The organism is Streptomyces sp. CC208A, from assembly GCF_030010625.1.
Taxonomy (GTDB): domain Bacteria; phylum Actinomycetota; class Actinomycetes; order Streptomycetales; family Streptomycetaceae; genus Streptomyces.
Genome location: NZ_JASCXN010000036.1, coordinates 1 through 19,240 on the forward strand (window position 1 = coordinate 1; position 19,240 = coordinate 19,240).

General features: G+C 72.5%; 16 protein-coding genes and 1 pseudogene. 7 read left to right on the forward strand and 10 right to left on the reverse strand.

From position 1 onward, the window contains the following. A partial coding sequence (locus QK442_RS29860) for a recombinase family protein (RefSeq protein WP_282697212.1) occupies positions 1-400 on the forward strand: 400 nt, incomplete at its 5' end. Further along, positions 382-1,650 (forward strand): transposase, encoded by a 1,269-nt coding sequence (locus tag QK442_RS29865; protein ID WP_282697213.1) that lies wholly within the window; start codon positions 382-384, stop codon positions 1,648-1,650. The genes QK442_RS29860 and QK442_RS29865, both read left to right, overlap by 19 nt. Positions 1,651-1,743: 93 nt before the next feature. Here the strand turns inward: QK442_RS29865 and QK442_RS29870 are convergent, their stop codons facing one another. The 6 genes and pseudogenes from QK442_RS29870 to QK442_RS29895 all read right to left on the reverse strand — a co-directional run bounded on the left by QK442_RS29870 (position 1,744) and on the right by QK442_RS29895 (position 7,077). Beyond that, on the reverse strand, positions 1,744-2,187 hold the full coding sequence (locus tag QK442_RS29870) for a hypothetical protein (RefSeq protein WP_282697214.1): 444 nt from the start codon (positions 2,185-2,187) through the stop codon (positions 1,744-1,746). 274 nt (positions 2,188-2,461) lie between these two features. Beyond that, entirely contained in the window at positions 2,462-2,791 is a 330-nt protein-coding gene (locus QK442_RS29875; protein ID WP_282697215.1) for a hypothetical protein, read from the reverse strand. A 38-nt stretch (positions 2,792-2,829) separates the two neighbouring features. Then, positions 2,830-2,982 (reverse strand): annotated as a pseudogene (locus QK442_RS29880) (IS5/IS1182 family transposase); the annotation flags it as partial. A 270-nt stretch (positions 2,983-3,252) separates the two neighbouring features. Then, positions 3,253-4,341 (reverse strand): hypothetical protein, encoded by a 1,089-nt coding sequence (locus QK442_RS29885; RefSeq protein WP_282697216.1) that lies wholly within the window; start codon positions 4,339-4,341, stop codon positions 3,253-3,255. A gap of 509 nt (positions 4,342-4,850) precedes the next feature. After that, on the reverse strand, positions 4,851-6,290 hold the full coding sequence (locus tag QK442_RS29890; RefSeq protein ID WP_282697272.1) for a PepSY domain-containing protein: 1,440 nt from the start codon (positions 6,288-6,290) through the stop codon (positions 4,851-4,853). Between the two features lie 157 nt (positions 6,291-6,447). Then, positions 6,448-7,077 (reverse strand): hypothetical protein, encoded by a 630-nt coding sequence (locus QK442_RS29895; RefSeq protein WP_282697217.1) that lies wholly within the window; start codon positions 7,075-7,077, stop codon positions 6,448-6,450. Positions 7,078-7,462: 385 nt separating this feature from the next. Between QK442_RS29895 and QK442_RS29900 the strand changes: the two genes are divergently transcribed. Then, positions 7,463-7,705 carry a hypothetical protein gene (locus QK442_RS29900; RefSeq protein ID WP_282697218.1) on the forward strand — a complete coding sequence of 81 codons (243 nt, stop codon included), beginning with the start codon at positions 7,463-7,465 and terminating at the stop codon, positions 7,703-7,705. Positions 7,706-7,786: 81 nt separating this feature from the next. Here the strand turns inward: QK442_RS29900 and QK442_RS29905 are convergent, their stop codons facing one another. The 3 genes from QK442_RS29905 to QK442_RS29915 form a co-directional block, all read right to left on the reverse strand. After that, entirely contained in the window at positions 7,787-10,003 is a 2,217-nt protein-coding gene (locus tag QK442_RS29905) for a heavy metal translocating P-type ATPase (protein ID WP_282697273.1), read from the reverse strand. A gap of 419 nt (positions 10,004-10,422) precedes the next feature. After that, on the reverse strand, positions 10,423-11,124 hold the full coding sequence (locus QK442_RS29910) for a sigma-70 family RNA polymerase sigma factor (protein WP_282697219.1): 702 nt from the start codon (positions 11,122-11,124) through the stop codon (positions 10,423-10,425). A 144-nt stretch (positions 11,125-11,268) separates the two neighbouring features. Beyond that, positions 11,269-11,916: a hypothetical protein gene (locus QK442_RS29915; RefSeq protein WP_282697220.1), complete on the reverse strand. Its 648-nt coding sequence runs from the start codon at positions 11,914-11,916 to the stop codon at positions 11,269-11,271. A 239-nt stretch (positions 11,917-12,155) separates the two neighbouring features. Here QK442_RS29915 and QK442_RS29920 point away from each other — a divergent pair, with 239 nt between their 5' ends. Together QK442_RS29920 and QK442_RS29925 are read left to right on the forward strand one after the other, a co-directional pair. Beyond that, the gene (locus QK442_RS29920) at positions 12,156-13,373 is read left to right on the forward strand and encodes an MFS transporter (protein WP_282697221.1); all 1,218 of its coding nucleotides are present in this window, start codon (positions 12,156-12,158) and stop codon (positions 13,371-13,373) included. Continuing rightward, a complete protein-coding gene (locus QK442_RS29925; RefSeq protein WP_282697222.1) occupies positions 13,370-14,470 on the forward strand; it encodes a sugar ABC transporter permease in 1,101 nt (366 codons plus the stop codon). The genes QK442_RS29920 and QK442_RS29925 overlap by 4 nt, the downstream gene beginning before the upstream one ends. On the opposite strand, the gene QK442_RS29930 is transcribed toward QK442_RS29925, so the two are convergent. Further along, positions 14,457-15,635 (reverse strand): acyl-CoA dehydrogenase family protein, encoded by a 1,179-nt coding sequence (locus QK442_RS29930; protein WP_282697223.1) that lies wholly within the window; start codon positions 15,633-15,635, stop codon positions 14,457-14,459. The genes QK442_RS29925 and QK442_RS29930 overlap by 14 nt on opposite strands. Positions 15,636-15,777: 142 nt before the next feature. Here QK442_RS29930 and QK442_RS29935 point away from each other — a divergent pair, with 142 nt between their 5' ends. Both QK442_RS29935 and QK442_RS29940 read left to right on the forward strand, forming a co-directional pair. Next, positions 15,778-17,547 carry a CoA transferase gene (locus QK442_RS29935; protein ID WP_282697224.1) on the forward strand — a complete coding sequence of 590 codons (1,770 nt, stop codon included), beginning with the start codon at positions 15,778-15,780 and terminating at the stop codon, positions 17,545-17,547. Then, positions 17,544-19,202: a class I adenylate-forming enzyme family protein gene (locus QK442_RS29940; RefSeq protein ID WP_282697225.1), complete on the forward strand. Its 1,659-nt coding sequence runs from the start codon at positions 17,544-17,546 to the stop codon at positions 19,200-19,202. The genes QK442_RS29935 and QK442_RS29940 overlap by 4 nt, the downstream gene beginning before the upstream one ends. The last annotated feature ends 38 nt before the right edge of the window (positions 19,203-19,240 follow it).

Genomic DNA, 19,240 nt, shown 5'->3' on the forward strand with positions numbered 1-19,240 from the left:
CGACACCACGGACATCGACACCGGCCGAGGGCGGCGAGTCCGTGTGGCGACCGCGGACGGCCGCATCGACAGCGAGCACGCGATGTTCGGCATCCAGCTGAGCCTGCTCGCCTACATGGCCGAGCTGGAACACGCCCTGATCCTGGAGCGCACCCTGGGCGGCCGGGAGAAGAAGCTGGCCGCAGGCGGCTGGCCCGGGGGAGTGGCACCGTTCTGGCTGGCACTGCCGGCACGGGGCTCCAATGAGGCGCCGACCCTGCGGGCTCAGGGGGTGGAACTGCTCGAAGTCGCTGCGTGGCTGATCGCCGACGAGCAGCAGATCGCCGCAGAAGCCGCGCAGAACCTCAACGCTCTCGGGTATGTGACGGCGCGGGGCCTGCCGTGGACGGGGAAAACCTGAGCCGGGTGTTCCGGCAGACGGCCTTGGACGGCTGCATCGTCTTCCGCTTCAGCCGGCAGCCCAGCACTCGTAGGGACCTGAACGCAGCCGACGGGACGCTGACGCGGGCTGTGCCGATTTCCGTGCCGGTGCCGCTCCCCGCGGACCGTGTCCAGCAGGTGCGCCGGGTGCTTGCCCGCCTCTCATCCGAGAGGGGCGAGCAGAAGGACTATTTGCTGTCCGGCCGGGTCGTCTCGCAGTGCGGGCATCGCTACACCGGAGCGCACCGGGAGGATCGCGGCCGTACGGCCTATCGCTGTAACGGACGTCGCTCCGATCCGCCGTGCAGGTGTCGCGAGATCCTGGCCCGCCCGCTGGAGGACATGGTGTGGACCGAGGTCACCAAGCTCCTCGTCGACCGCGTCCGGATTCGGGAAGTGGCTGCGGAGTGGCTGGGTCTGGTTCCAGGCGAGACGCGGGAGCCCGACCAGCGCCTCGCAGCTCTCGATGCGCGAATCGCGCGCAGCCGCCGCGTGAGGAAGAACAAGCTCGTCGCGCTTGCCGCAGCCGTCACGGCAGGAGAGGCCGGCGACGCATGCATCGAGGACGAGCTCCTGGCGGCCCTCGCCGAGATCAGGGACGACTTTGCCGCCAGGGGCCAGCGGCTGCGTCACCTACGTGATGCAGCCGCGGACCGCCTGGCGGTCGCGCGGCAGCAGGAGACCTGGGTGAAGCAAGCCCTGGAGAAAGGCTTGGATTTGGAGTACCGCTTGAACCTGCTGGCCATGGAGCAACGCTTCGAGCTGTTGGACCTGCTCGGCGTCGAGGCGCGGATCGTAACGGACGTGCCTGGCGCGGTGCGGGGTGCGGGATGCCTGTTCCAAGCGTGGTTCGACGAGCATCACCGTGCTGTGCCTCCGCCGCTGACAGATCAGCAGTGGGCCGAGCTGGCCGCATGCTTTCCCCCACCGCGGAAGACGTCGCGTGTGGTGCCCCCGCGGGTGGCCTTCGAAGCGTCGCTGTACAAGGTGCGCCACGGCATCCGGTGGGATGCTCTCCCCGAGCGGGTGCTGAATGGGCAGCGTGCGCAGAGCGTCTACCAGCGTGCCCTCGGGTACCTTCACGGCGGGCATTGGCAGCGCGCGGTGTGCGCGCTGGGGGACTATGGGGGCACCGCGCTGCCGCCACGGTACGTGTTGCCGGACATCGACATCACGTGCACCTTTGATCCGGATCTCATGACCGTGTCCGCAGATGCGTTGATCGAATGATGGCTTGCTGTGCCGGGCCCGGCGCAGTGCGACGCTACCCTCGCTGGGGGCCCATGTCCCCAAGGTGGCATGACTGACAGTCACGCAAAAGTCTCAGAGAGTGAGAGGCGTGATCAATAGAGTCGATCCAGCCACACCATGAGCCGCCATGATGAGACCCACGGCCAGCCTGATCAGCCGGAACTTGCGTCGAGCCAGGCTCCGGAGCATGACCAAACGCTCAGCCTCGGCGTGAAGTTGATGCAGCTCGTCCAAAGATCGGATCCACTCGAGGACAACAGGCGTGGTGTCGATGTCCTCCTCCCTCTGAACGTATGGGTCACATCGCCAGCCGAGTGCCGGGCGTAGGGCCGTCAGTAGCGCAAGGACCGAGGCCATCAGTAACAGGAACGTGACCCCCAAGGGGGCGAGGAGCGGCCAGCCGGCCCGGTGGGCGTTGTTCGACAGTGCGCAGGCCACCGCGGCCGCGAAGAGACCGCCGGCCACTCCGAAGAGCGCGGCCGCTTTGGTGTCCGCCCGCTGTACCTCGACGAACATCTCTGCCGAGCGGAGCCTGAGGGTGTCCAGGGCGCCTGCTGGCGCCTGCCCGTGAACGTGCTGACTCGAATGCACAATGCCTCCAGCAACGGACGTCGTGGTGATGCAGTCACTGTCCCGCCATCACCGAGCCGATGGTGCCCAACGCCTGGCCGTGAGCGTGCGTACCGGGCCACACCAGAAGAACCGACGGCGTAGCAGGGCGGTCGCCGCCACCGACGGCCCGATCCGCGCGCGCCTGCGTGCCGAGACCGGGATGCGGCCTCGGCAGGCTTCAGCAGCAGCGACTCTGCGGCCTCTCCTCGCGATGGTCCGGACAGCGGTGCCAGACACCGCCGGAGAGCAGCAGCGTCTCCCCGCGCCCCAGCCGGTGACCCCGGCCGTCGGCCTCCACCTCCACCGCGCCGTCCGCCATGTGCATGAGCTCGTCGTCGCGGTGCCGGAACTCGCGGTCCGCCTCGTGCTCGCCGGTGAACTCCATCCCATGCAGCTGATAGCGGCCGCGCACCAGTGGTCGGACGCGCGCCTTCCGGTCGAGCCCGCTGTCGTCGTCGGCGTGCACCAGCATCGACCGTGCGGGTCGCGTCGGAGGCTGCGAGAACACGCCACCGGCGGTTCCTTCTGCAGGTCACCCCATTTCCAGGCCCCGGCCGCGTGCTGATGAGCACGGCACCCCCTGGAGTCGACGCTCAGGTCCCACGTGATCGCACCTTCCGCGTCGGCCAGAGACTGGCGCCGGGTGAGGATCCGGTGCCAGGTGCCGTTGCGCTGCCACTGGCGGAACAAGTCGTAGACCCGGCTCCACAGTCTGTACTCGACCCATCACGTGGAGTGCGTCGCCATCCTCGAACCGGCCGCGAAGGGCTTCTGACCTGCGGTTTCGCGCGTGCGCATTATGTGCGTTGTGGACGTTGCGGGCGATATCTTGACGCTGAAGCGACGCTCGTGACGCTCGTTCTGATGGAGCGTCACCTGGCTGATTATGCAGGTCGGGCCGGGCGGAGGGCGCGTTGCCGCGGGCTGTCCTTGCGGGAACTTGGGGAAAATTCGGCTGCTTCCGGGCCCTCAGTAGGTGGGTCCGTAGGGGCTCCAGTGCCCGAGGAAGGGCCTTAGGTCGTCGGCTCGCGGCTCGGGGACGTCGGGCAAGCGGGGCGGCGAGCTCAGCGGGTCGAGGCGCTCGACGGTGGCTGCTGCCCAGCTGATCCATGCCTCGGCTTCGGTTCTGGTCCGCCCCGGAGGCATGGCGTCGACTCGCGTGCGTACAGCGTTCACGTATTCGGTCAGTCGGGTGGCGTGGCGCCATGACGCTTCCTGGGCTTCGAGGTCTCTGACGCGGTACGCCTCGGCGTACCGGATGCGGGCTTCTTCCATGGCGGCTTCCCAGCGGATGCGCTTCTGGCGTGCCGCTTCGATCTCGTCCTGGCGTCTGCGTTCGGCGGCTTCGCCGCGGAGGGTGACCTCTTGGGCGATCTCGGCGAGCTGGTCTTCGAGGGTGCGGCCAGGGGTGTCGGCCCATTCGCTCGCCCGGTGCGGCTGGCCGCCGCTGAGGGCGAAGCGGAGGCGTTCGGACGGGGTGTAGTCGAAGCGGGGGATCCTGATCCAGGAGTTCTTCTTGGCTTCGGCGAGTTCCTTCTCGGTGGCGATGTGCTCGGTCCGGTCCTGCTCCTGGAGGACGAGGAACCCCACTGTCTGGCCCTGTGCGGTGATGGTGAAGTGGGGAGATGCCCTGCGGCGGCGAAGAGACGGGGGTGCGGAGCCGGTCTGTCCTGCCGAACTGGAATGTCCTTCGGCCTCGGCAGCGGTGATCAGTGCCTGGACGAGTCGGAGGGCACGCCCTTGGACGGGCTTCGTGAGGCCCAGTGGCTGTTGTTCGTTCTGCATGGCCCGGACCACGGCGTGGGGCCGCGTGAGTCGGGAGGGAACGGGGACGGGTTCGAGGACGGCGAGGCGCCAGGCGGGGATGTCGACGAGCTTGATCTCGTACCCGCCACGGCACCAACCCCCGTACAGCTCCTTCGTCTCCGGGATCCTTCCGGACCTGCGTGCCGCAGCGACGCGGGACGGCCACTTCTCCAAGTCCGGACCGCTGCCGCTCTTGACGATCCGGCCGCCCGCCTGCGCGAGCTCTTGCAGCAGCTGCTCCGTGAACGTCACGCGAGGCTGTGATGGAGGGCTTGGCTTCCGCCCGGCGGCCGGGGCTTCCTGTGCTCGAGCGGACGGGGGTCGCGGAGCAGCGGCCTGAGTCTTTCGCGGGCGTGACCCGCGGGGAGGGTACGTGCCGTGCGCCAGATAATGCTGGCCGGCGCTCGTCAGAGCGACGCTCCACTGCCCGCCCTTCCGGGAGACCGTGACCAGGCCCCGGTTCTGCAGTGCCTGACACGTGGTCTTGTAGGAGGTGGACTCCCAGACGCCGGCAGGGCACCCGGCTCCCACCCACTCCAGCACTGAGAGCTGCCGCTCATTGACCTGCCGTTCCAATGGCCCGCCTTCGACTCGTGCTTGGTCTCGAGGGGCGGATGTTGTCAGCGTTCGTGGTGAGCGGTGGGTATTTCGCGAAGGATTCGCTCGAAAGAGCGGCCGATTCCGGCACCCCGTGGAGCGTGTGCCACCGGGGAGGGCGGGGAGGGCGCGCGGTGTGTGCGCCCTCCCCTTGTTTTGTCGCGTCAGGCCGTCCGGCCGCGTCGGACCAGGCCGACGATCACGTCCACCGCCAGGAAGGCGAGCAGCGTGCAGCCGAGGACGGGCAGGGCCCAGCATAGTGCGGCGACGGCCGGGATGCCGATGACGAGGGCCGGCAGGGGCAGGCGGCGCCAGGTGCCGCGGGCGGGGGCCTTGCCCAGGAGGGCCGAGCGGTCCTCGCGGGTCGGGCGGCGCTGCCACCACATGCGGTAGCCCCAGAAGGTGATCAGGATCAGGCCGAGGGCCACGGCGGCGAGCACGATCTGGTTGGCGATGCCGAAGAGCACGCCCATGTGGCCCTGGACGCCGAGCTTGGTGAGCTTGGCGAGGAGCGGGTAGTCCGCCCAGTGGGTGTGGGCGGTGACCTCGCCCTTGGCGATGTCCACGGCGACCTGGTCGTAGTGGACGGGCCAGACGTTGTCCTTCTGGGCCACGACCCAGGCGCTGGAGGCGTCGGCGGGCGGCGTGAGTTGGACGGTGCCGCCCAGGCCCGTCCTGCGGGCGGTGGCGAGGGCCGCGTCGAAGGCGGCCGGATCGGGGTCGGCGGGCTCCGCGTGGCCGCCGTGCCCACCGTGTCCGGCGTGCCCCGCGTGTTCGCCGCCCGCCTCCTCGGCCGGCGGCTGCGCGCCGGGCAGCAGGGTGTCCAGCTTCGGCGCGTGGCCCTTGGCAGCGTCGAGCAGCTGTCCGAAGCGCTCGCCGGAGTACTGGGACCAGGTCAGGCCGGTGGCGCTGAGGAAGAGCAGGCCGAGGGCGAGCCAGACGCCCGTCGCGGCGTGGAAGCCGCGCGTCCGCCGTACGCCACGGGCGGTGCGGTCGGGCAGCAGGACGCCCCGCGCGGACTTCGCGCGCCGGCCCCGGCTGCGGCCGAGCCACAGGACGAGGCCGCCCGCGACGAGCACCCACAGCCAGCTCGCGGCGACCTCGGAGTACAGGCGGCCGGTCTCGCCCAGCTGCAGGTTCTTGTGGAGGTCGCCGAGCCAGGTGGTCAGGGGCGTCGATCCCCACGACGTGGTGAGTTCGCCCCTGACCTTCGCGGTGTACGGGTCGACGAACACCGTGCGCTGCTTCTCGCCCAGCTCGGGAACGGACAGCACCACGCGGGTGGTGTCCTCCGGCTCGGCGGGCGTGATGACGGAGGACAGGGTGCCCTCCGGGTGAGCGGCGCGGGCCGCGGCGATCTGCTCGGACAGCGGACGGGGCTGGTCGCCGACCTGTGCGACGCGCAGCTGGTCGCCGTAGACGAGCTGGTCGAGCTGCGGGGCGAAGGTGTAGGCGAGGCCGGTGAGCGCGGCGACGAGAAGGAACGGGGCGACGAACACCCCGGCGTAGAAGTGGAGCCGGACCAGCAGGGCGCGTATCCCCTGCCAGGACCGCCCGGCCGTTGGCTGCCCGGCGGATGACTGCCCGGTGGGCGCCGCCTCCATTGCGGAGGCCGTTCTCTGCGGGTCCTGATCGATGGCTGAAGACATGAGTGTTCCCCAAGCGGTGCGCGCGGCGTCTCGACGCGAGCGCGTACGACGAAGCCGATAAGTGGTGATGGGAGCCGCCACGAGGGCGGGTGTCGTGATCGCGTACGGGCGATCAGGCCGGGATCACCAGGGGAGGGCCTCGTCGCGGGCGGCACCGGGCCAGGAGCACACGGAGCCGGACGTGGCCGGCCGTGAACGGCGCCGGCGCCCGACGCGCGGGCGGTACGGGGCAGGGCGCGAGGACGGCGAGGCCGAGGCGTGGCAGGAGCAGGGCGGCAAGCCGCAGCAGGATCCGTTCCCCGTAGCCGACGCACAGCGCGGTTCCCAGCGTGGCCAGGGCGTGTGCCACCGCCATCGGGGCGGTCATGGCGTGCGCGGAGCCCGAGTGGGCCGTCTCCGCCATCTGCATGTGCATGTGCGCGTGTGCACCGGGCTGGTGCCCGGCCATGGCGTGCCGGTCCTCGCCGCCCGCGAGCGGCATCATCGACAGCCGGTGGAGGGCCAGGTGGAGTCCGAACTGGGTCGCACCCAGGACGGCGGTGGTCACGTCGAAGCGCCGTCTGCGGCCACCGAAGAGGATGGTGCCCAGCACGGTCAGGCCCGTGAAGACGAGTCCGAGTTCTCCTGCGCCCGGCAGCGACCCGCCGGCGGCGACGTGGCTGACCGCGCCCAGAAGCAGGCAGGCGGAAGCGCAGAGCAGACCCTTCGAAGTCCGCGTCAGCCAGCTGTCTCGTCCGTGCACCGGCACAAGGTATCCAGCGTGCGGCGCGCCCCCGGTGTCCCGCCCGAGGTGACGCTCTCCGGAGGGAGAAGACCGAGCCCGTCCGGCGCGCGGTCATCAAGCCTATGGCGGACGGGTGTTGCGATGTACGCCCTACGCGCAGCGGTCCTTCGAGTCCGGGAGCAAGGCATCAGGGTGGGCGGAATCACAGCGGAGATAAAAGGGGTGGAGCGGGTAATTCCGGGTGGTTGCGGACAGGACGTGCAGTCGTGTGGCGGCCCTGTCCGGTTCCCCGGGATGCAGGTGCTTTTCCTCACGTGTTGGGTTGGTTTGGCCGGTCTCGGCTGCTGGGCAGCCTTGACGTGCCGGAACGACCACGAAATCCCGAAACGGCGAGGTGGCGCACATGCCCGCGACGAGTCCGGAACCGATCGCGACCTTCTGTGGAAAGTGTGACTGCGGGTGCCCGCAGCTCTTCGTGGATGCGGATGCCCCCGAGGACAGGCGCGTCCGTATCACCGACGACTTCGGACAGCATGTGCAGATGAGCGAAGAACAGTTCGTCGACCTCGTGGCCCAGGCCAAGGCCGGCGCGCTGGACCGTCTGACTGCCCCCGGGGCTCTCGCCCCGGCTCCGTCCTCGGCCTGACACACGCGGCCTGACGTACGCGTCCGCCGACGGCTCGCCTCCTCGTTCGGAGCCGGGCGGGCCGTCGGCGTTCGCTTCGCGTCACCGCGTGCGGCGGCGCGGCGCCGTGGGGGGCTGCCAGGCGCGCAGTCGGAGGCTGTTGCCGACCACCAGGATTGAGCTCGCCGACATCGCCGCGGCCGCGAGCATCGGGTTGAGCAGGCCCAGCATGGCCAGGGGTACGGTCACCATGTTGTAGCCGAAGGCCCAGGCCAGGTTGGCGCGGATCGTGCCCAGGGCGCGCCGGGCGAGGCGTACCGCATCGGCCAGGGCTTCGATGTCGTCTCGTACGAGTGTCACGTCCGCCGCCCCGATGGCGACATCCGTGCCGCTGCCCAGGGCGATGCCCAGGTCCGCGGCGGCGAGCGCGGCGGCGTCGTTCACCCCGTCGCCGACCACGGCGACCCGGTGTCCCTTCTCGCACAGCGCGCGTACGAGAGCCGCCTTGTCCTCGGGCGTGCAGCGCGCGTGGACCTCCTCGATGCCCAGATCCGCCGCCACGGCCAGGGCGGTTGCCTTCGCGTCGCCGGTGGCCAGGACCGGGCGCACCCCGAGGCGGCGAAGCGCGTCGACGGCGCGGTAGCTTCCGGGGCGTACGGCGTCTCCGATCGCGATCAGAGCCCGGGCCTGCCCGTCGATGCGGACCAGGACGGCGGTGCGCGCGTCGGCCTCGGCCGAGGTCAGCGCGTCGGCGAGGGCAGCGGGCAGCTCGCCCTCCGGAGCGCCGACCTCCACGAGCCGGCCGTCGACCACGCCGCGCGCACCACGGCCCGGGAGCGCGCGGAACTCGGCGACGCCCGGCAACGGCTCCCCAGTGGGCGTCGGCCGGGCGTGCGCGACGATCGCCCTTCCGAGCGGATGCTCGGAGCCCTGCTCGACCGCCCCGGCCAGCCGCAGAACGGCATCCTCGCCGAGCCCGCCCGGCTCGTCGGGGACCGCGGTGACACGGAGGACGGACATCCGACCGGAGGTGAGCGTGCCGGTCTTGTCGAGCACGACGGCGTCGATGTGCCGCAGCCCCTCCAGCGCCTGCGGCCCGCCGACCAGGATCCCGAGCCGGGCGCCCCGGCCGGTCGCGGCCATCAGCGCCGTCGGAGTCGCCAGGCCCAGCGCGCACGGACAGGCCACGACCAGGACGGCCACGCAGGCCGTGACCGCCGCCTGCGGCGCGCTTCCGGTGCCGAGCCAGAACCCGAGGGTGCCGACGGCCAGGGCCAGGACGACCGGGACGAAGACGCCGGCCACCGTGTCGGCCAGCCGCTGCGCACGGGCCTTGCCGGCCTGCGCCTCGGTCACCAGCCGGCCGATGCGGGCGAGCCGTGTGTCGGCGCCGACCGCCGTGGCCCGGACGAGCAGCAGGCCCTCGGTGTTGACCGACCCGCCGATCACCGGAGAACCCGGACCGACCTCGACCGGTTCGCTCTCCCCGGTGACCAGCGAGAGGTCCACGGCGGAGCTGCCCTCAAGTACCTCCCCGTCGGTGGCGAACCGCTCGCCCGGACGCACGACGAACGTCTGCCCCACCCGCAACTCCGCGAGCGGGAGGCGGCGCTCGGCTCCCTTCTCGCGCACCGTGACGTCCTTGACGCTCAACCCGGCCAGCGACCGGAGGGCGGCTCCCGTTCCCCGCCGGGCCCGAGCCTCCAGGACACGGCCCGCCCACACGAACAGCGGTACTCCCACGGCCGCTTCGAGGTAGATGTGCGTCATGCCGTCCGAGGCCGAGGGCGCCAGGGTGAACGGCATCCGCATCCCCGGCTCCCCGGCGCCTCCCAGGAACAGCGCGTACGTGGACCAGCCGAACGAGGCCACCACCCCCAGCGACACCAGGGTGTCCATGGTCGACGCCGCATGACGCACGCCGCGCAACGCACGTACGTGGAACGGCCAGGCCCCCCACACGGCCACCGGCGCGGCCAGCACGAAACACAACCACTGCCAGTTGCGGAACTGCAGGGCCGGGACCATCGAAAGAATCAGCACCGGCACCGCGAGCAGGGCCGTGACTACGAGCCGGTCGTGCTCCCTCTCCGTGCTCTCGGACGCCGTCTCGTCTCCGTCTGGCCTCCGCTCGGCCGGTGGTTCGGGTACGGCGGCGGTGTAGCCGGCCTTCTCGACGGTGGCGACGAGATCCTCGACCGGCACGATGGCCGGATGGCTCACCCGGGCCCGCCCGGTCGCCAGATTGACCGTGGCCGAGACCCCCTCCAACCGGGAGAGCTTCTTCTCGACCCGGCCGACACACGCAGCGCACGTCATCCCGCCCACGACCAGGTCGGTCGTCACCACGTCCGTCACGGGTGCGCCCCCTGGTGGTCGTGCTCCCCGCCGTGGGTGCCTCCGCGCTCGTCGCTGTCACCCGGCGACGTCGACTGTGCACCGGGCCCGATCGGGCCCACAGCGGATCCGAGCGCGTAGGAACCCGCGAACACCAGCGCCAGAAGCAGAAGGAAACCCCACAGGGCGGGAGCCGGCGCGATCCCTCGCAGCGCCGCGACCACGCGCGAGGAGGGTTCTCGGGGCTTGTCCATCGGCCGCCTCTCCGGAGTACGAACGTACGGGTGCCCCGTGGATCGGGACGCTCCTGAAGGAGTCGGAGCGACGGCCGGTCCGGTTCCCGCGATCGGCGGGCCCGCAGTCGCGGCGGGCCCGCCTCCGGCACCGTGCGGCGAGGAGCGTCAGGCGAGGGCGGGCGCCCGTGTGAACCTTCGGCGTGCCCCCGTGTCCACCGTGTCGGCGGACGACGGCCGGGGGGCCTCGTCGCCCCGCAGCAGGGTGATCAGCGAGGTTCGGGCCCGGGCGACACGCGAACGGACCGTGCCGACGGGACAGCCGATGGCCTCGGCGGCCTCCGCGTAGGACAGGCCCAGGAGTTGGGTGAGGACGAAGGCGTCCTTCCGTTCGGCCGGGAGGGCGGCCAGGAGTTCGGACAGGGCCACGCCGTCCTCGAAGCCTGGCAGCCCCTGGGGCTGGGTGAGCTCCGCCTCTCGTTGCCAGTCGTCGCGGTCGGACAGGCGTGGGCGGGCGGCGGCGTGCCGCAGGCTGTCGACCACGGTCCGGCGCGCTATCGACAACAGCCAGGTACGGGCCGAGGAACGCCCCTGGAACCGGGGAAGCGCGGCGATCGCGCGGAGGAAGACCTCTTGGGTGAGGTCGTCGGCCGCCTGGCGGTCGCCGCTGACGTAAGCCACGTACCGCCAGACGTCGCGGTGGAGGGCACGGACGAAGAGTTCGGCCTTGGCCGGATCGCCGTCCCGGGCAGCCAGCGCGAGCAGGGTCGTCGCCGCGTCCGTGCCGGTGTCGGCGTCGGGCGTGTGGGTGGGGTGGGTCGGTCTTGTCGGTCCCTGGTGGTGGGTGTCGTGGGCAGACGTCATCGCCACAAGTCCTTACGAGGCAGGGGAATCCGGCGGCGCGCGAACGGGCGGCGCCGGTGACGGGTGTCGTGCGGCCATGCGGAAGGCATGACCGACGCCCGAGCGACGACGTGCGGACGCACTGGACCGTCGGGCTCGGGAAGCCGGCTGTCAGAGGACAGCGAGTGCCTGCGGGGGACCCCGGGAGATGACGGAATGGGCGAGAAGAAGCCGCCTTGGAGCGCGTTCGTCACCGGCGCGACCCGGCCGGACACGGGGCCGCTGCGGCGGTACGGGGACGATGGCGGCGAGCAGCAGGCGCAACGGCCGGAAGAGCCCCAGCGGCAGCGCCCGCAGCACGCGGAAGACCGCACGCTCGCCGTACGCCATCCACAGCCCGCTCAGGAGCGCGGCGAGGAGGTGCGCCGACAGCATGCCGAGGGAGGAGAACATGCCGGTCATGTCATGTGCAGCGGGCGCCTCGGTCATCGCCGAACCGGTCCGAGCCATGGCCTCGTGGCCCATGGCCATGTGGTGCATGGCCTCGTGTGCCATGTGCGAGTGGTCCACGGCCGTAGGGGCGGTGTCCGCGGGCATGGCGGCGGACGGCTGGGACCACGAGAACGCCGTGTGCAGCAGGCTCTGGACGGCAACCGTCGTCGCCGTGACGGCGAACAGGCCGCGCTCGCGGCCGGCGAGGAACCAGGCGACGGCCACGGTGCCCGCGAACGCGAGCGACAGCGCCCAACCGGGCACAGCCTGCCCCGACATGAGGATGTGGCCGACGGCCGCGAGCAGCACGCAGACGGCCGCGAACATCGCGGCCCGCCCTCCTCGCGAACATCGGCCTGGTGTCATGGCGCGCCCATCCTTGCACCCCTCTCCGGAGGCGTGAGGGCGGGTACGGCCGTGATGAGGCCGCCCCTCGACCTGTCGGGTCATGAGTACGCGACTGTGGCGCGTGCCACAAGAGCGCCTCGGGAACTTCCGGCACGGTCGGGACGACTCCTCCATGGCGACGACGGAAGGCCCGGTCGTCGCGGGGGGAGGAGCGCCACGTGAGGACCGCGGGTACGAAGGCGGCCGTACCGGCCGAGGCACCCCCGGACGCGGTGCGTGGACTGACCGCGCTCCTGACGACCGCCATGGCCTTCTCGATGATGCAGCTCTTCCTGATCGGAGCTCTCGGCCCGCGGCTCGTCGAAGGTCTCGGCATGTCGGAGACGGTCCTCGGCCTGACCACGACGGTCGGGTTCGGCACCGCTGCCGTCCTGTCGCCCTCCGGCGGCCGGATCGTGGACCGCGTCGGCCCCCGCCGTTCGCTCGTGGCCCTCCTCGTGGTGTCGGCGGTGGCGCTCGGGCTCATCGGTGCCGCTCCCGGCCCTGCCCTGCTCCTCGCGGCCGTCGCGCTCGGCGGCCTCCCGCAGGCACTGGCCAACCCCGCGACGAACAAGGCGATCCTGGCCGCGGTGCCGACGCCGAGGCGCGGTGCGGTCACCGGCGCCAAGCAGTCCGGCGTGCAGCTGGGCGCCTTCGCGGCAGGGCTGCCCCTCGCCACAGCGGCGGGTCTCCTCGGCTGGCGGGGTGCGGTGTGGGTGGCCGCCGGCGCGGCGCTCCTCGCGGCCCTGTGGGCCTGGCGGGCGCTGCCGGACGACACTCCCCGGAAGGGCGGTGCCGTCCCGCCCGCGTCAGTGGGGCCCGGCAGCCCCGTGCCCTGGCTCGCGGCCTTCTCGCTCTTCCTGGGGGCGGGCATCGCCTCCGTCAACACGTACCTCGCGCTGTTCGGCGCCCAGCGCCTCGATATGGGACCGGCGACGGCGGGCGCGCTGGTCGCCGTCCTCGGCGTCGCCGGGATCGCCGGCCGGGTCGGCTGGTCCCGGGCCGCCACGCCCGGCCGGGCCCCGTGGCTTCCGGGCCTGCTGTCGGGCGGCGCCGTCGGCGCGGCCGTGCTCCTGGCGGCGGCCGTCCGCGTCGAGGCCCTCGTGTGGGTGGCGGCCGTGGCTGTGGGCGTGTTCGCCGTGTCCGGGAACGCGGTGTCGATGGTGCTCGTGATGCAGCGCTCGGCGCCCGGGCGCACAGGGCAGGACTCGGCGCTGGTCGCCGCAGGCTTCTTCGCCGGATTCGCCGTGGGCCCGCCGCTGTTCGGACTGCTGGCGGAGCGCGGCCGGTACGGCCAGGGCTGGCTGCTCGTGGCGGCGGAGTTCGTCGTTGCGGGGGCCGTCGCCTACGTCTGGGCGCTACAGGACCGTCGTACGAGAACGAGGGTGACGGCATGACCAACGGCGCGTGGGCCGAAGAGGCGCTCGACCTGCTGCTCCAGCGCGTCGCGGAGACAGCCGGCGAGGTGGGGGTGCGCTTCCCGCTGTACGCCGATCCGGCCGACGGCCGCTGGACGACGACCGGACGAGGCTCGTGGACCGGCGGCTTCTGGGCGGGACTGCTGTGGCTGCGCGCCCGGCACACCGGGAGCGACTCCGACCGCGCGGAGGCCGCCGCCTGCACCGTCCGGCTCGCCCCGTGGGCCGAGGCGGACACCGCGACCCGCGGGCTCATCCTCTGGTACGGCACGGCCCTGGCCGTCGGGGACGAGGCAGCCGACGCGCTGCGCGACCGCGCGGCGAAGGCCGCGCTCGCCGCCTGGGACCCGACGCTCGGCCTGGTCCCATGGGGTGCGGCGCTGGGCGGCGCACGTCTGCGGGCACGCGCGGACGGAGTCCCCGGCCTCGTACCCCTGCTGGCCGCTGCCGGACCCGAGGGACAGGCGGCCGGCGCCGCGCACCTCCACCGGCATCTCGACCTGTGCCTGCCCGGCGTCTCCCGTGGCGAGGGCGCCCCACGACCCTGCCCCGCATGGCGACTCGACGAGGCGGACGGCTGGGCGGCGGAACGGGACCCGGCGCCCGGCTGGAGCCGGGGTGAGGCATGGCTCCTCCTCGCCGTCGCCGATGCCCTCCTGCACGCGGACCGGAGTTCGCGAGACTCGGGCCGGCTGTCACGGGCGGCCGCACTGCTCCTCGACCGTTGCGAGTTCCTCACCGGCCCGCCGGTCCCCCAGGCCCAGGCAGGTCATCCCGACGGCATCCTGGACACCTCCGCCGCCGCCATCGCGGTGGTCGCACTGCTGAAGCTCGCACAGGTTCCAAGGGCCGCGTGGACCTCCGCGTGCGCGGCCCGCGCGGAGGCCGTCCTGCACCGGCTCGTGGACGCGCACCTCACCCGGCCGGGCAGCGCCCGCCCGGCGGGCATGCTCCTCGACGGCTGCTACGACGCGCAGGGCGGAACGGCCGTCCGGCACGAACTGGTCTGGGGCGACTTCTTCCTGGCCCTCGGTCTCTCCGCGCTCCTCGGTCGCGTCGACCTCAGGCAGGTGTGACCGCCCCCTGCCGGGACCGCAGCACGCGCCGGGCGACGGAGGAGACGTGCTGCTCGTCCGGTCCGTCGAGGATCCGGGCCGTCCGCCCCGTGCGCAACAGCGCGGGAAGCGGGGTGTCCGGCCCGAGACCGGCCGCGCCGAAGACCTGGACGGCGCGGTCGGCGACCTCCTGCAGCGTGCGCGCGGCGGCCGTCTTCGCCAGACCCACCTCCACATGGGCGTCACGCCCCTCGGCGACCAGGGCCATCGCCTCGTACACGAGCGGACGAGTGGTCCGCAGCGCCAGCAGCGCCTCGAAGACGTGCTGCTGGACGAGCTGCCGGTCCGCGAGCGGTCCGCGTACGCCCTGCCGCTCCACGGCGCGCTCACACATGAGGTCGAAGGCCCGCTGAGCCTGACCGATCCACCGCAACGCCCTCAGGGTGCGGCCCAGTTGGAGGCGCTCACCCGCGACGGCGAGCGCGCGGCCCGCTTCCCCGACGAGATGGTCCTCGTCGACCTCGACGCCGTCGAACTCGATCTCGTACTGGCCGGTCGCACCCAGGACGGGCAGGTCGCGGACGACCCGGAAGCCGGGGGAGCGGGTCGGGACGAGGAGCAGCGACAGGCCGTCGCGGTCCCCGGTCGTCCCACCGGTCCGGGCGAGCACGGTTACCAGGTCCGCGTCCCGCGCGTTCGACACGAACCACTTGCGCCCCGTGACGGTCCAGCCTCCGCCGGTACGCCGCTCCGCACGGGTGGCGGTGAGCAGCGGCTCGGTGCCGGGCGTGTCGGGCTCCGTCATCGCGTAACACGTGCGCAGGTCACCGGAGACCAGGCCGGGGAGGTACGCGGAACGGATCCGCGCGCTCCCGTGGCGGGCCAGCATGGTCACGTCGAGCAGGGACGCCGAGCCGAGCGCGGTCGGACCGTGATCGCTGGCTCCCTCCGCCTCCGCGACCGAGGCGTACACGTCCAACGGCATTCCGCCGCCGCCCAGTTCGGTCGGCAGAGGAAGCGCCCACAGCCCGGCCGCGCGCGCCTCGGTTCGCAGGCGCTCGCGCAGCTCCCGGGCATCCGGTCCTCCGGCGTCGAGCCGCGTCTCGCACGGAACCACCCGGTCGCGGACGAACGCGGAGACCCGTTCCCGCAGCAGGTCGCCGCTCGTTACGTCATGTTCCGTCATGGTATTTCCTCTCCCTCGGGAACTCGACAGAACGCGCGTCCGACTGTCTGCCCAGGGGAGTGGTCGGCCGTACCGGCCGATCGGTTCCCGCCCCTGTGAAACCCGCGTGCGACGGCCACCGCCGCGCCAGGAGAGGAGAGGCATGGCGTCACCAGCCACCACGCACACCGAGGTCCGCCGCCCGCTCGACGCACTGCGATGCGACATCGCCGGACCTCCGGCCCTGACCCGGGTCGTCGCCGACCATCTGCGGCGGCTCGGCGCGCGGCCGGGCGACGGGGAGTCCGAAGGGATAGCCCTCGGCGGGGGCGGGTTCGCCGGCGTCACCGCCCGTACCGCCTGGGGCGTGCCCGGCTCCGGCATCGAGGACGAGGCCACCGCCCAGGCGGTCACCGGAGTGATGGCCGTGCACGGCCGTCGTCACGGTGCCCCGCGCGGGCTCGGTGTCGACTACCTGGCCACGGCCACCGGCGTGCTCACCGTCCAGGGCCTGCTCGCCGGACTCGTCGGCCAGGCCCGTGGCGGCCCCGCTGCACACGTCACCACGTCAGCCGACCGCACCGGACTCCTCACCGTTTCCCAGTACCTCGCCGCCGCCGGGGCCGACGAACCCGAGGCCGTGGAGCTCGCGCCGGGCGGACCGCCGTTCACGTCCGCCGACGGCGTTCTGTTCGAGCTGGAGACGCTCGACCCGGGTGCTTGGGCGGCGTTCTGGCGTGCTCTGGAGGCTCCGGCCGATGCGATACGGGCGGGCTGGCGGCCCTTCCAGTTCCGGTACGCCACCGCCTGCACACCCTTTCCCACCACCCTGCACGAGGTGACCCGGCTCCAGGCGTGGGAGCGGATCCGGCAGGCCGCCGGGCCGTCCGGAGCCGAGGTGTGCCGCCTGCGCACGCTCGGCGAGCGGGTCGCCGAGAACGACGGCGCCGACCCGTGGACGCTGACCGACCTCGGACCGGGGTCCGTGACAGCAGCCCTCGTGACTCCGTCGTCCGGCAGGCCGCTGTCCGGCCTGACCGTCCTCGAAGCGGGGCGGCGTATCCAAGCACCGCTCGCCGCACACCTGTTGGGGCTGCTCGGAGCGCGGGTGATCCGGATCGAGCCGCCGGGCGGCGACCCGCTGCGCGGCATGCCGCCCGCCTGCGACGGGATCTCGGCCCGCTGGCTCGCCCTCAACCGGGGCAAGGAGTCCGTCGAGATCGACATCAAGTCGACGGCAGACCGGCGCCGGCTGCGCGAACTCGCCGCCGACGCCGACGTCTTCCTGCACAACTGGGCCCCGGGGAAGGCGGCCGAGCTGGAACTCGACGCCGAGCAACTGACTGCCGTGAACCCCGCACTCGTCTACGCGTACACCGGCGGCTGGGCCGACCGGATCGCCGACGCCCCCATGGGCACGGACTTCATGGTGCAGGCCCGCACCGGCGTCGGTGAGGCTGTCCACCCGGCCGGCGAACCGCCCGTACCGTCCCTGATGACGCTCCTCGACCTCCTCGGCGGCCTGCACGGAACCGAGGCGATCCTTGCCGGGCTGCTCCTGCGTGAGCGCACAGGGCACGGCGTACGAGTCGACTCGTCCCTCCTCGGGGCAGCCGACACCCTGCTCGCCCCGGCCCTGCACCGGGTCCGTCAGGGGCTCGAACCCCGACCGCCTGCCGGATTCCGACACCCCCTGCGGACCGCCGACGGCTGGATCGCGCCGAGCGACGCGAGCGCGGCCGCGGCCGTCGCGTACGACGTGCGGGGCATGTGCGCCGAGGACGCCCTCGATCAGCTGCGGTCCCAGGGCCTGACGGCCACCGCCGTCACCACCGACCTGCCCACTCTCCATGACGACCCGCGCCTGTCCGGCTCGATCAGCCGGGACGCGCACGGTGCCCCCGCCGTTCCCGACCCCTGGAGCTTCGCGTGACCGTCACCCTGACCGATCTCCTTCCCGCCCGGCTGCGCCGCTCGTGGGCGGTGGACGGCACCTGTCCCGACCTCGACCTCTACAGCCTGTTCAGAGCCCGGCAGATCGCCGACCTGCACCGTACGGCGATCCTCGACGCCAAGGGCAAGCTCTGTTACACGGCCCTGGACCGCAAGGTCCGATGTCTGGCCCAAGGACTGCGGGGGCTGGGCATCGGCGCCGGGGACGTCGTGGCCGTCCAGCTGCCCAACAACCGCAACGCGGTCATCGCCGACCTCGCGCTCGCCGCCCTCGGGGCCGTGGCTCTCCCCTTCCCGGTCGGCCGGGGCGCCGTCGAGGCCGAGTGCCTGTTGCGCCGCGCCGAGGCCGTCGCCGTGATCGTGGCGACCGAGCACCGGGGACGCACGCACGCCGCCGACCTCCTCGCTCTCGCGCCGGCCCTGCCCGCGCTCCGGCACGTCATCGCCGCCGGACCGGGAACCGCGCCCGAAGGAACGATTCCGCTCAGGGAGCTGCTGCGCACCGACCCCACCGGCTTCGTCCCGGCCCGCCCCGACCCCGACAGCGCCGCGCGCATCCTCGTCTCCTCCGGTTCGGAGGCGGAGCCGAAGATGATCGCGTACTCGCACAACGCCCTGGCCGGCGGTCGCGGGAACTTCTTCGCCTCCCTGATGCCCGACGACACCCCGCCCCGCTGCCTCTTCCTCGTCCCGCTCGGCTCGGCCTTCGGTTCGAACGGCACGGCCGTCACCCTCGCCCGCCACGGTGGCACGCTCGTCCTGCTCGACCACTTCACCCCCGAGGCCGCGCTCGCCGCCGTACGGGAACACGCGCCCACGCACATCCTCGGTGTCCCGACGATGATCCGGATGATGCTGGAGGCACTGGAGAAGGAGCAGAGCCCGCTGCCGGCCCCCACCGCACTCGTCCTCGGCGGCGCGCCGCTCGACGAGGCCACCGCCAAGGCGGCGGCCGAGGCGTTCGGCTGCCCCGTGGTCAACCTGTACGGGTCGGCGGACGGGGTCAACTGTCACACCGGACTCCAGCACACCGTGCCGCCCACCGACCGCTCAGGCGTCGTCGCGGGCACGCCCGATCCCCGGGTGGCCGAGATCCGTATCGCCGACCCGGACACGCACGATCCGCTGCCCGACGGGGCGATCGGCGAGATCGTCTCGCGCGGCCCCATGACCCCGCTCTGCTACGTGGCCTCCCCGGACCTCGACGCCCGCTACCGCACGGCCGAGGGCTGGGTGCGCACGGGTGACCTCGGGTTCCTCGACGACGAGGGCGTCCTGCACGTGGTCGGCCGCCTCAAGGACGTGGTGATACGCGGCGGCGCGAACATCAGCCCGGCCGAGGTCGAGCGCGAACTCGTCTCCCACCCGCAGGTGCGGGACGCGGTGTGCGTGGGAGTCCCGGACCCGCTGATGGGCGAGCGGCTGGCCGCCTGCCTGGTGGCGAAGGGCTCACACCTGCCGAGCCTCGCCGAACTCGGCGCGTACCTGACCGGGCGGGGTCTCGACCGGCACAAGCACCCCGAGCACCTGCTCGCACTGCCCGAACTGCCGCTCACCGCCGCCGGGAAGCCCGACCGTGCCGCGCTGCGGCGCCGGATCGCGGAGGAGCGGGGCGCCGGGTTCGTCCAGGCGTGACCACATAGGAGACGACGGAGGGGAGGGCCACGTGTCAG

Excerpts from the sequence above, each read along its gene's own strand:
- QK442_RS29905 (WP_282697273.1), bottom strand. The coding sequence starts at position 10,003 with ATGACGTGCGCTGCGTGTGTCGGCCGGGTCGAGAAGAAGCTCTCCCGG.
- QK442_RS29870 (WP_282697214.1), bottom strand. The coding sequence starts at position 2,187 with ATGTTCGTCGAGGTACAGCGGGCGGACACCAAAGCGGCCGCGCTCTTC.
- QK442_RS29900 (WP_282697218.1), top strand. The coding sequence starts at position 7,463 with ATGCCCGCGACGAGTCCGGAACCGATCGCGACCTTCTGTGGAAAGTGT.
- QK442_RS29930 (WP_282697223.1), bottom strand. The coding sequence starts at position 15,635 with ATGACGGAACATGACGTAACGAGCGGCGACCTGCTGCGGGAACGGGTC.
- QK442_RS29925 (WP_282697222.1), top strand. The coding sequence starts at position 13,370 with ATGACCAACGGCGCGTGGGCCGAAGAGGCGCTCGACCTGCTGCTCCAG.
- QK442_RS29935 (WP_282697224.1), top strand. The coding sequence starts at position 15,778 with ATGGCGTCACCAGCCACCACGCACACCGAGGTCCGCCGCCCGCTCGAC.
- QK442_RS29890 (WP_282697272.1), bottom strand. The coding sequence starts at position 6,290 with ATGGAGGCGGCGCCCACCGGGCAGTCATCCGCCGGGCAGCCAACGGCC.
- QK442_RS29915 (WP_282697220.1), bottom strand. The coding sequence starts at position 11,916 with ATGTTCGCGGCCGTCTGCGTGCTGCTCGCGGCCGTCGGCCACATCCTC.